The sequence below is a fragment of the Cupriavidus lacunae genome (assembly GCF_003353055.1).
Classification (GTDB): Bacteria; Pseudomonadota; Gammaproteobacteria; order Burkholderiales; family Burkholderiaceae; genus Cupriavidus; species Cupriavidus lacunae.
In genome coordinates this window covers 1-11,620 of record NZ_QKWJ01000139.1, presented here as the reverse complement: position 1 = coordinate 11,620, position 11,620 = coordinate 1, and the positions used below count along the sequence as shown (strand labels likewise).

The window sequence follows — 11,620 nt, the reverse complement described above, 5'->3', positions numbered from 1 at the left end:
GGCCTTGAATTCCGCCGTGTGTACCTTGCGCTTCTTGCCTTCACTCATTCGCCATCATCCCGTCAAGGACGACAGCTTAAACCACCGCCTGATCACTGTCTCAAATCGTGGGTCCACTTTAATTATCGCTCCGGATTCGGCCTTGGCGCGCAAGACCGCGGCGCTCGCTAAGCAAGCTCATACGCCGGCGATTCTTAATCACGTCCATCGAACCTACTGGTTTGCCGAGTTTCTAGCCAAGAAGCGCCAGATGAAGTTCGATCGCGAACTGGTGTACGTGGCTTCTCTTCTCCACGATCTTGGCCTGTCACACGATCACGCGGCTGATAAGCGCTTCGAAGTGGACGGGGCTGATGCAGCCAGCAGGTTCCTGCACGCTCATGACTATCCGTCGGCGAAGACCAACCTCGTTTGGGATGCCATTGCACTTCACTCGTCGGCCGATATCGCCGATCGCAGAGAGCCTGAGGTTGCTCTGGTCCATTTCGGTGCGCACGTCGACGTCATGGGCCTGCGCATGGATGAGATTTCTCCGCAGCTCATCGACGAGACGCTTGCCTTGTACCCCCGCGTCGGGTTCAAGAAGGCGTTCACTGAGGCGTTAGCTGAAGTAGCCAGGAAGAAACCGCATACGGCGATTGGAACGGGTCTGGCCGATATCGGCCGTCGCCTCGTTCCGGACCTGGAGGTTCCGAATGTCTGCGACTTGTTGCTCTTCGCGCCTTTCGAGAGTTGAGGCGGGCCTGAATGCCTTTCGCGGACGTGCCGCAGCATGTCTTTTCATCGAACGGCCTCAGCCTCCTTTTGAGGGCGTGCTGAGGCCAAGTGCTTTTTGTCAACGCCGGAGCGCCGGCATAACGTACGCCATGTCCTCGAAGTCCGCCGTGTCGCCGGCGCAAACGCCTCGCAAAGTCGTCCTTGTGATATTCAGCGGAGCGAAGCTCCTCGACATTACGGGCCCCATTCAGGTCTTCACCGAGGCACATCTCAAGAATGGTGCACCGGCCTATAAGATTGAGATCGCTTCTGAAGCGGGGGGGCTAGTCACCACCGATTCTGGCGTAGTTCTGCAATCAGTGCGGCTGGAGGACGTCTTCGCCGAGGCAGTGGATACGCTGCTGATTGCGGGCGGAGACCTGGCTGCTCCGCCCAGCGCTTCGGAGGCTTTGCGGGCTTGTATCGCCCAGAATCTGAACCGCCCTCGTCGGATCGGCTCCGTCTGTCTCGGTGCATTCACGCTTGCACAGATTGGTGTGTTGGATGGTCGAGAAGCGACGACGCATTGGGCAGTCTGTGAGCGGCTGCAGCGAGAGCATCCTTCCGTTCTTGTGAAGCCCGACGCGATATTCGTGGCTTCCGATGATGTCTGGACCTCTGCTGGCGTGTCGGCCGGCATCGACATGGCGCTCGCCATGGTCGAGGAGGACCTCGGCCATGAAGTTGCCCTGAAGCTGGCGCGGCTATTGGTTCTGTATCTGAAACGACCAGGCGGACAATCGCAGTTCAGCTTCGAGCTTCGGCGGCAAATCCGAGACGCACGAGGTCGCTTTGACGATCTGCATATCTGGATCAACGACAACCTTGCCAAAGATCTCTCCGTCCCAGTGCTTGCCGCTGCGGCGCATATGAGCCCGCGCAATTTCGCGCGCGTCTATCAGCGCGAAACTGGAAAAAGCCCAGCCCGCGCGATCGAGCAGATCCGGCTGGAAGCTGCACGCCGCCTCCTTGAGGAGGGGCAGGACCCCATCAAACAGATCGCGCACAACACTGGCTTTGGGGACGATGAGCGGATGCGCCGGGCGTTTATCAAGACGCTGGGAGTCTCGCCGCAAGACTATCGCAGCCGTTTTGGCAGGTTGACGCGCGTCGAGCCAGTGTCCTTCTCCTGAGCACTCTGACGAAGATTTTTCGAAAGGCGCCAGCCGCGATGGTCCCTACGGGGAGGGTACTGAACTGCGGAATTTCGCGCGCTCTATCCACACGCAGTCGCTGGCAATAATCGACTGCCGTCATGCCGGTCGCTTTCCGGAACCGCCGCAGGAAATACCTGCGGCGAACTAGCTCGCATGCTCCAGCACCGCAGACTTTCAGGGGCGGATCGGCCGGACTATGATCGTAAGGCCCGGATGCGCCCACTTCTCGAACGCGGGCATTGTCTAATTTCCTCTGCGCGAGGGTGCGTCATGTGCCTGAGTTGAGCGACGGATCGCTTTCGGGAACGACCGTGGCGGATCTTGCTGCCCGCTCCTTGCTATGGCGGAGAAGGTTTCGCGTTCAAAGCGGCGAATTTGCAACAATCCACCACAGGAGGCAACGATGCGTTTCTTCCCCAAAGTCGATCCGGCGGGGCCGATTGGAGCTGAAGTGCGCGCAAGCGCAGTCGACTACGTCAACCGCGTTAACTGGCTGTTCGAGACCTGGGACCTTCCGGGCATGATCGCGTCCTTTACGTCCGACGCCAGGATCGTCCATTTCCACGGTACTTTGAGCGGCGAGGACGACGTCCGGCATTTTTTGACTGAGCATTACCCATATCTGGTTCCTGGCGTTGGCCGCTGCGCCTGCAATCACATTGTCGATATGGAAGCCAGTGGGCTGGTCGCCGTTCGCTACCAGAATCTTCTGGTGCGCTACGCTGCGCCAGAAGATGCGCCAAAATTGAGCAATGGCCAAGTGGACGAAAGTGACGACTTGCCCGTTATCTGGCTTTACTCGCCGATGCTGGACCGACTCCGCAAGACCGATGATGGGTGGAAGATTGCTGAGCGTTACATTGGTGGGTCGACCTTCAATCGTCGCTTTACGCCTCTCGAGACGTCGGCTGAGGCGGTGCGCCAGTATCTGCCGGGCGGCCTGGCGTGAGGCAGCATGGATCCCAATGAGGCAGGGCGCATGCAAGGTTCTATCGAACTGTATGGAGCGTTGACTGGCAACTGTATCCGTGCCGCGATCGCGCTTGACGAGGCAGACGTCCCCTATACGGTCAAGCGGATCAACCTGGCTGCGGGCGAACAGCGCAGCGAGCAACATCGCGTCCTGAATGCCTTCGGCAAGGTTCCGGTACTTGTCGAGTACCGGAACGGCGGCAATTTCGTGTTGACGCAGTCGAATGCCATCATGCTGTTTGCGGCCGAGCGCTCCAAGAACAAGCTCCTGCCCGCCGATCCGGTGGAACGCGCCAAGGTCTATGAGCGCTTTTTCTATTTTCTGACTGACGTGATCGCGGTAAGTCACGGCGCATTCCGGCTGGAGCAAACCGGCGCGACCGCGCAGGCCTCGCACATCCATGAACTGGCAAGTGCCGCACTCATCGAAGCGGAGCAATTCCTGGAGTCGACAGCGTTCATGGCTGGCGATGCTTTTTCGCTTGCCGACATTGCGGCGTTCACCATCGCCCGTGCGCTCAGCGGCAATATTCAGTGGCCGGATCACCCGGCCCTTATGCGGTGGTTTCAGGCAGTCGGGCAGCGCCCCGCCGTAGTGAAGGGACTGAAGGCCTTCGAATAAGGATTCTCTTCCGCTTTGTCTTGCTGCCTGCTGCGCTACCAGAAGCGCCGCAGTGGCAACTTTTCCACCTGAAATCCGACGGCAGCCGCTACGCGGGTAGTTCCGTGCGTCCTCGCGTGTTCCTGCTTGCAGGCCAAAAACCGCGACCTCGCAGCTTTCTTCCTTGACTTCGTTTTAGATGTCACCTACCATCTAAATAAGATGGTTAGCGACCACAAACAAACGATACGGAGCAAGCTGATGCGCAAATCCAAGGTTGAAGCAGCGGATACCCGCCGACGCATTGTCGAGGCCGCAGCGCGAGAGTTCCGACTCCACGGCATTCAAGCGACGGGATTGAACGCCGTGATGTTGCCATTAGGCCTCACGCAGGGCGGGTTTTATCGGCATTTTTCTTCGAAGGATCAATTGGTCGCAGAAGCGTGTTCGCAGGCGATGACCGAGGTCATCGATGGGCTGGAAGCCGCCGCACGACATGGCGATGCGGACAAAGGACTTGCCGCCATCGTCAACGCCTATGTGTCTGAAAGCCACCGCGACACACAGACAGGCGGATGCCCGCTGGTAGCTATGGCAAGCGAACTCGCCAGGGCTGATGAGCAGACGCGGGCGGCAGCCACGCAAGGTTTTGAAGATCTGGTCGATGTACTGGCGAAGCGAATGGTCGGCAAGCCGCCAAATGCGGCCAGGTCGTCGGCTGTATTCGCGGTGGCGGCCATGATTGGGGCCGTAACGATGTCAAGAGTCGTTGAAGATTCCGACGCTTCAACGGCGATTCTGGAGGATGTGAAGCAGCACCTCGGGGCGATTTAGACCTGTCGGACACATTCACAGATTGGAGCAACTCATGGAACAGCGCAAATACCTAATCACTGGCGCCACCGGCAAGACTGGCGTCTACACCACCCGATTCCTGCTCAAGGCAGGACACGCGGTTCGCGCATTCGTACACCAGGAGGATGAGCGCAGCGCTGCGCTTCGCGATGAAGGCGCAGAGATCTTCGTTGGCGACCTTCTCGAGCACGACGACGTGATTCGCGCGATGGAAGGCGTTGCGGGAGCGTATCTCTGCTATCCCGTTCGTCCGGGCTACATTCAGGCAACCTCATACTTTGCCGATGCCGCCAAGCGCGCCGGCGTAGAGGTCGTCATCGAGATGTCGCAAATCTCGGCGCGGGACGATTCGGAGAGCCATGCTGCTCGCGATCACTGGATCGCCGAGCGCGTGCTCGACTGGTCCGGTGTGCCGGCCGTCCATATTCGCCCGACCTACTTCTCCGAATGGCTGATTTTTCCGTGGGTACTTGATCCCCTCGTGCAGGAAGGCAAGATCACGTTGCCTTATGGTGCCGGTCGTCATGCACCGATCGCCGCCGAGGACCAGGCCCGTCTGATCGCAAATGTCCTTACTGAACCGCCGAATCATATCGGCAAGACCTATTCCCTCTTTGGCCCTGTCGAGCTGAATCAGCAAGAAATCGCGGAGGAGATTGGCAAGGTGCTGGGACGCAAGATCACCTATGCGCCGTCGACCCTTGAGCAATATCGTGAGCATCTGGAGAAGTACAACCTGCCGGAGTTCGTGGTCCAGCATTTCCTGGCTACCGCGGTCGACTATCAGAACGGCATCTTCTCCGGTACTGACGGCGTCATTAAGGAGATCACGGGCAGGGCGCCGCAGACGGTCGCCGAATTTGTTCAGGCCAATCGCGAAGCCTTCGAAGCATAAATCCGACCCGGAACTGGCGCCCACACAACCCATCCATTGGGTGGGCGCTTGGGGGGACACATCCAGAAACTCAGTGACAACACGATCTTCATCACCGGCGGAACGTCCGGCATTGGCCTTGGACTGGCCGAGGAATTTCACCGTCGCGGAAACCAGGTCATCATCGATGCCGCGGCTCAGGGCGCGCACGCGGGATTCCAGGTCGGGCGGTAACTGGCGGTTGGCCTACGACCGTCTCAGAGCGGACCCGAAGCTGCCTTTCGGCGAAGCGGAAAGCTGCTCCCTGTACATCCAGAAAGTATTGCGCACCCAGGTCAGGGGTAAGGACGATTAGCGCCTTGGCAGTGGCCTGATGAGGGTTGCTGAACGCATGAACGGAGCCCTTGGGTGTATGCATCCACGCACCTTGTGTCAGATCCCTGACAACACCGTCAACGGAATAACGGATGAGTCCCTCCAAGGCGTATATGCAAGCGCCTTCTGTCAAATGAGGAATAGGCTCCGGTCGTCGCTTCGTAGCGCCACGCAGCCCTGACAGCGGCTTCCGCGGGAAACTCCATTGTTCTCTCTTGAAGACTTGGCGCTACATCGCGGCTTAGTAATTCCGAGCCAACTCCACCAGTGGCACCTGTGGACGGTCGCTGAACTTGATTGATACAAGTCAACAAGCAAGGATTTGCGGCTTCTATCATGAAGCAAGGATTGATGGCGGTGGCGTCACGCAACCGCAGCCTTCCGGTTCGTGACGGGTGCTATCGGACAGGCGACCCCAGCCTGTCTTGCCTCTTCCCATTCCTGCACTCGAGGCGTCTCCGAAGCGTTGGCAACGCGGTACCCCATTTCCCGACTGCAAGGGAGAGTCATTATGGATGACGAGATCAGAAAGAAGATCCTGGCGCTACTGGAGCAACACCGGATCATGACGATCGCCACGATCCGGCCGGATGGCTGGCCGCAGGCGACCACTGTGGGTTACGTTAGCAAAGGCCTTGTCCTCTACTTCCTCTGTGGCCTGGAAAGCCAGAAAGCAGCCAATCTGGCTCAGGACGACCGGGTATCCCTGACCATTGATGACGATACCCCTGACCTGCTGGCGATCACGGGGCTGTCCATGGCAGCGCGCGCGAAGCTCGTCCTCGACCCCGTCGAGGCGGACGAGGTCCTGCACATGCTTCCCCTGAAGTATCCGCAGCAAACCAAGCTGCCAGTACCAATGCCTACCCGGAACGAGGTGAGGATCTTCCGAGTGACGCCCACTGTCATTTCTGTTCTTGACTATTCGAAAGGTTTCGGACACGCGGACCTGGTTGTGTGCTAGCACTTGTCTAAGACAACATATAGATCAGCAATCCGCCACGCAGTCCTGCTACCGAGATGGCTCCGTCAAATGAAAAACACGCGCGTCATAGTCACCCATTACGGCGGGCCTGATTCGCTTCAGGTGATAGATGAAGAGTGCCCTGAGCCAAAGAACGGTGAGGTGCGGGTAAGGGTGCTGGCAGCGGGAGTGTGCCAGCCCGACCTGATGATGCGCGAAGGCTTTCATCCCGAAACGCCTCCTCTGCCTTTCACACCGGGGTGGGACCTGGTTGGACTGGTGGATCGACTTGGCGACGGAGTTTCCGAAGTCGATTCAGGTCAGTTGGTCGCTGCGCTACCCATCACCGGCGCGTATTCCGAGTTCGTCTGTCTGCCGCAGCGTGAACTTGTTCCGGTGCCTTTCGGATTGGACGCCGCCGAGGCTGTCAGCCTCGTGCTGAACTATGTCACGGCCTACCAGATGTTACATCGGTCCGCGAAAGTCAAGGCGGGCCAGCGCGTGTTGATTCATGGCGCGGCAGGTGGAGTCGGGTCGGCATTGATGCAACTCGGGCGCCTTGCGGGGCTCGAGATATACGGTGCTTGCTCATCACAACATACGCCTGTGATTTCTGCCCTGGGCGGGATCCCGGTTGATTACAAGCAGGTTGATTTTGTGAAAGAAATTCACCGCCTCACGGGATCCGGTGTGGACGTCGTCTTTGATGGCATCGGTGGCCCCAATATTTGGCGTTCCCGCGAGGCCCTGTGTCCCGGCGGGACGGTAGTGGCCTATGGACTCTCTGCCGCGCTACGGGGAGGGCGATTGGCGTCTGGTCGCTCAGGCCGCAGGAATCGATTCCAACGACTCGCCATCTTCGTTTTGTTCATTGCCGCCGGCTACGTTCTCCCGGGCCGGAAGCGCGTCGTTCCCTATAGCATTCAGTGGCTCAAGCGGATGCGGCCAGCATTGTTTCGCCAGGATCTGATCGCCTTGTTCGATTTGCTTCAACAAAAAAGAATCAAGCCGCTGATCGCAGAAAAGTTTTCTCTGGCTGAGGCAAGACAGGCGCAGGAGTTGCTGGGAGAGCAGGGTGTTACAGGCAAAGTCGTTTTGGTGGCAAAAGGTGTTGACGCGATTGCGAACCTCAACGATGGCTGCAGAAAAGCTACTCTGGTCCCCACCGAGGGCGACGGTTCATGAGCGCAGCCAATGTTCAATTGCTTGCGTGAGAGGTTGGTGTCTGCAGGAATGCTCAGCGGGGGGAGCCAGTCTCTTCCCGACCTGACCCATCTCGGTCGTCCCTGGCTTCCGAAAGCTGTCCCTGAAGTTCAGGAAAGCGGTCCCCGCGGTTTCCGACTGAAGGCGAGCGCCGAGGGGCGCAGCCGCCAGCATGTCTTCGTTGATTTAACCGTCAGCAGTGTCGGCTTGCGCACAGACCGCCAGCCGCACGCGCCGCAAACTACTTCGAATCTGTCCAACCCGCCAGGAGGCACAGATGAAACAGGTATCACTGACCATTCCAGAAATTGGATTGATTGCCGGAACACGGGCGGCAGGCGCCGCGGGCCTCGCACTGTTGCTCAGCGACCGAATGAATCCGGAACAACGCCGCGCCATCGGCTGGACGCTGCTCGCTGTAGGGGTCATCACCACAGTGCCCTTGGTCGCGCAAGTGTTTGGGAAACGTCAGCCATACAACAGCCCCGACGAGAAGTGAAGTAATGGTGCGAGGGCCAGAGCCCAAAATTGACGGGCTCGACGACCGACCGGTCCTGGCCGTAGCAATCGTAGCGACGGAAGTTGTCAGCGGCCGTCATTCCGTCGACTCTGCACCTTCGGCGCTGCGGAGTCGGATGACTCAGAAGGGTCGATTAGAGGCGGCCGGAGTTTCGCCGTAGGCATCCGACCGAGACCGGCCTGCTCGCCGCACGGGCCGGCGGTCGATCAGCGCTCGCGCGGCGTCGGCCATATCCGTCAATCATAGTGCACGCGATGCTCCTCCGCCGCTCGGCCACTCACCGTTGCATGCATCGGACATCGAGCGCGGTCGCGCCTGTGTGAACGTACTGGGAATGCAACCTGAGGAGTATATTGCCCGTTGCGCCCATCTGGTCAGTACGGCTGTCCCGAAGGGCAGAACTACCTTTGATGTGCCGTACAGAACGGGCTGTAATAAACAGTGAAATAGGCCAGATTGAAATTGCAAGTCAGGAGGGGGACATGATTTACAATTCACGTTTCGCGCGCAGAGCCCTGCTGGGGCTGTTATCCAGTGTTTTGTCGTTCGTCGCAACCGCCACGCCTACCGAGAACGTCCGCGATGGCAAAGAGCCAGTGCCAGAGGCAGACGGCGTGATTCCACAAAAGATCGTGCACCGGACGGCTCCACCGATGGGGTCGACCATTAATCCGTTTGGTAAGGCTCCCCCGTCGGCGTCCATGGGCTACCAGCCGCCTGCCGGTGGTACGAGCCCCAACGCCTATCCGATCCAGTACTACGGCGGGCCGGTAATGGCTTCACTCAGTAAGGTGGTTCTAATCTGGTATGGCAACTGGAATCAGAGCAACAAGACCGATACTCCGACAGGACAGCAGATCATTCGGAACGCGATCTACGGCTTAGGCTACGACGCAGGTATGCAGAGTAGCTATGGCTCGTATACAGATTACTCTGGCCTCACCACTGGTGCCAATGGCATCGGCGGATTCGGGCAGTACACGCAGTCGGTGGCGGGCGGGGTGACCCGCGTGGCGTCTACGACGATCCTCGAGTGCACGCAGCCATCCTCTTCGATCTACGGCGGGAAGACTTTATCGGATTCCACCGTACAGTCGCTGGTGAAGGCTGCCGCGAAGTCCTCGTGTTCTGGAGGTACGCCCGATGCGAGCGCAGTCTATCTAGTGTTGTCCTCGTCTGATATCCGGGAATCCTCCGGATTCCTGACCAAGTACTGCGGCTGGCACACCTACACGACAATGTCGACCCCTTCCGGGAGTGCGGCAATCAAGTATGGTTTCATCGGCAACCCTTCGAAGTCGATCGGCTCTTGTACTTACCAGACGACCAGTTCGCCCAATAACAACCCGGGCGTGGATGCTATGGTATCTGTGATCGCCCATGAGCTGGACGAAACCGTCACCGACCCGGAGCTCAACGCTTGGTACAACGCCCAGGGCAGTGAGAACGGTGACATGTGCGCTTGGACCTTTGGATCCAGTCAGACTCTGCTGTCCAACGGCTCCTACTACAACGTGACTTTGCCGGTGCCAACCACTCCCGTCGTTCAGGGCAACTACAGCGGTCAATACCTGATCCAGCGCGCCTTGGCGGTCAATAATTCGGCGTGCTATGTCAACGCCAACCCGATTATCCAATGAACCGATCGCGCAAAACACTAAACTTCGATACACCGGCGGAACGATTTCATCAAGCTGTTGCGTCGACCGATTGAATCCGCAGCCGGCAGCCCATATCCGGCGGCATCACACCGACCTGAGCACCGACATGCGACCAGAGAAATCTGGCAGGGCGAAGCCGAAGCGGCGCTCGCGCGCCAGCTGCTGGCGGAATTGCGCGTGGCGCCGCGTGGGCGGCAGGGTGGTAGTGGACGGCGGCGCAAGACCGGTGGTACGACGCCGACCGGGAAAGAAGCGCCAGGCGCGCGTGCTGTCCCTCTGAACGCTGAAGCCGGCGACGATGGCAACCCAAACGAGCGCGCGCGGAAGCGATTCGCCGGATTCAGGGACAGATGGCCGACTTAGGGCCGACCATGGGGGAACTGGAGCCGCTTCCCCTGCGCCGACACCAGTCTGCTACCGCAACGCCGGAGGATGAGCCAGGCCGGGCAGGGTGAACGGACCGGCTACGGCGGGCGGAAAGCGTGCAAGGCACGGTATCAGCCCTGCTCCCAAGCGCTGCACCATCCCTTCGCCGCGACATCTTTGTCGCCGAACAACACACAACCGCCGCTGGCGCTGCGCTCGTCACCCTGGTAAAGCTGGCAGTTGGCGCAGGTCTGGGATGGCTTGTGGCTGGGGTATTTCTGTGGGTCGACCTTGGAGGAATCGGCCTTGTAGCCGACCTTGAGCGCTTGCGGCTCCTGCTCGCCCAGCATGGCCGCGGCGCGGGCCGGCCGACTCCCAAGGACCACTGCGGCAACCATCCCGGAAGTCAGCGCGAGCGGAAGGTAACCAAGGAACTGTCGTCTGCGCGGCATGGCGAGGGTTTCTCCGTGGGGCGATGGGCGGCATGTGCCTGCCGTATGGTATGGGACAGAGGTTACTGCGGATTGCGGGGAAGAGGCAATGTCGTTAATTCATGGTTCGCGCTTGAGCCTGCAGGAGGTGCCTTTACCATTATTTCGAAGCGCCGCACGACGTTTCATTTTCTATACATACTTTTCCCGATCGCTTTAGCGGATCTCCTAATACTTACTCATTAGCTGTCTGGCACGCGCTGGCATTCCACTACCGTGGGGCTTGACAGCATTTTTCAGAGCCTCGGGTAGCGACGGCCGCAGTGCCTGCAGGGATCTCCGACAACTAGCTTGCATGGTCGGCAATGCCTTGTCCCGCAAGGCTTAACGGGAACCCTGCAGCCCCTGGCGACAGTACTCCGTGACTAGTTCCGTGCACTCCGACGTTATCCTGCTCGCCAGTGGCGCAGCGCGTTTTAATTGCGCCGCAGGGACTCACTCCGCATATACGCATCTCGTCCATAGAGCCGATTCTCCATTCCAATTCCGCCAGCTAGATTGACCTTATCGTTGCGCTTGCGAAAGCCATCGGATTTCAAGTGCTTAAGCAAAGGAAGGGGGACCTCCATGAAACGCATCCACATTAACCTGGCGGCCTTGCCGCTTGCATGCCTGGCGATCACGGTCGGCGGCTGCGGAGGAGGCGGGGGCGATTCGGCGCCTGCCAACGCTGCCGCAACTGCCACAGCCCCAGGAACGGGAACGGGAACGGGGTCCGGGACCGGGACCGGGACGTCAACACCGACCTCACCCACGGCGCCAACGCAGACCGCAGCCAGCAGCGCCTTGCTGTCGGGTACTACCGATCCGGGGCCCGAGGTCGGT

General features: G+C 59.3%; 12 protein-coding genes and 1 pseudogene. 11 read left to right on the top strand and 2 right to left on the bottom strand.

The features are described from left to right. Nucleotides 1-121 precede the first annotated feature (121 nt). The 7 genes and pseudogenes from DN412_RS40715 to DN412_RS45305 form a co-directional block, all read left to right on the top strand. Nucleotides 122-736, top strand: coding sequence for an HD domain-containing protein (locus tag DN412_RS40715; protein WP_167471194.1), 615 nt, complete (start codon nt 122-124; stop codon nt 734-736). 130 nt (nt 737-866) lie between these two features. After that, a complete protein-coding gene (locus DN412_RS40710) occupies nt 867-1,889 on the top strand; it encodes a GlxA family transcriptional regulator (protein WP_115216693.1) in 1,023 nt (340 codons plus the stop codon). A gap of 427 nt (nt 1,890-2,316) precedes the next feature. Continuing rightward, the gene (locus tag DN412_RS40700; RefSeq protein WP_115216692.1) at nt 2,317-2,862 is read left to right on the top strand and encodes a nuclear transport factor 2 family protein; all 546 of its coding nucleotides are present in this window, start codon (nt 2,317-2,319) and stop codon (nt 2,860-2,862) included. Between the two features lie 6 nt (nt 2,863-2,868). After that, entirely contained in the window at nt 2,869-3,507 is a 639-nt protein-coding gene (locus DN412_RS40695; protein WP_244223071.1) for a glutathione S-transferase family protein, read from the top strand. Between the two features lie 126 nt (nt 3,508-3,633). Further along, entirely contained in the window at nt 3,634-4,320 is a 687-nt protein-coding gene (locus tag DN412_RS40690) for a TetR/AcrR family transcriptional regulator (protein ID WP_341868107.1), read from the top strand. A 34-nt stretch (nt 4,321-4,354) separates the two neighbouring features. Continuing rightward, complete coding sequence (locus DN412_RS40685) at nt 4,355-5,236, top strand: NmrA family NAD(P)-binding protein (RefSeq protein ID WP_115216691.1); 882 nt, start codon at nt 4,355-4,357, stop codon at nt 5,234-5,236. Nucleotides 5,237-5,296: 60 nt separating this feature from the next. Continuing rightward, nucleotides 5,297-5,401, top strand: a pseudogene (locus tag DN412_RS45305) (short-chain dehydrogenase); the annotation flags it as partial. Here DN412_RS45305 and DN412_RS40675 read toward each other — a convergent pair. Beyond that, the gene (locus tag DN412_RS40675; protein WP_244223070.1) at nt 5,397-5,696 is read right to left on the bottom strand and encodes a cupin domain-containing protein; all 300 of its coding nucleotides are present in this window, start codon (nt 5,694-5,696) and stop codon (nt 5,397-5,399) included. The pseudogene DN412_RS45305 and the gene DN412_RS40675 sit on opposite strands and share 5 nt — an antisense overlap. A 405-nt stretch (nt 5,697-6,101) precedes the next feature. Here DN412_RS40675 and DN412_RS40670 point away from each other — a divergent pair, with 405 nt between their 5' ends. From DN412_RS40670 to DN412_RS40655, 4 genes are all read left to right on the top strand, one after another. Beyond that, on the top strand, nt 6,102-6,554 hold the full coding sequence (locus DN412_RS40670; RefSeq protein WP_115216689.1) for a pyridoxamine 5'-phosphate oxidase family protein: 453 nt from the start codon (nt 6,102-6,104) through the stop codon (nt 6,552-6,554). 69 nt (nt 6,555-6,623) lie between these two features. Next, the gene (locus DN412_RS40665) at nt 6,624-7,739 is read left to right on the top strand and encodes a medium chain dehydrogenase/reductase family protein (protein WP_115216688.1); all 1,116 of its coding nucleotides are present in this window, start codon (nt 6,624-6,626) and stop codon (nt 7,737-7,739) included. A 295-nt stretch (nt 7,740-8,034) separates the two neighbouring features. Continuing rightward, nucleotides 8,035-8,256, top strand: coding sequence for a hypothetical protein (locus DN412_RS40660; RefSeq protein WP_115216687.1), 222 nt, complete (start codon nt 8,035-8,037; stop codon nt 8,254-8,256). 503 nt (nt 8,257-8,759) lie between these two features. Beyond that, nucleotides 8,760-9,917, top strand: coding sequence for a hypothetical protein (locus DN412_RS40655; protein ID WP_161564124.1), 1,158 nt, complete (start codon nt 8,760-8,762; stop codon nt 9,915-9,917). A 518-nt stretch (nt 9,918-10,435) separates the two neighbouring features. Here DN412_RS40655 and DN412_RS40645 read toward each other — a convergent pair. Next, on the bottom strand, nt 10,436-10,756 hold the full coding sequence (locus DN412_RS40645) for a high-potential iron-sulfur protein (RefSeq protein ID WP_115216684.1): 321 nt from the start codon (nt 10,754-10,756) through the stop codon (nt 10,436-10,438). Nucleotides 10,757-11,620: the final 864 nt, after the last annotated feature.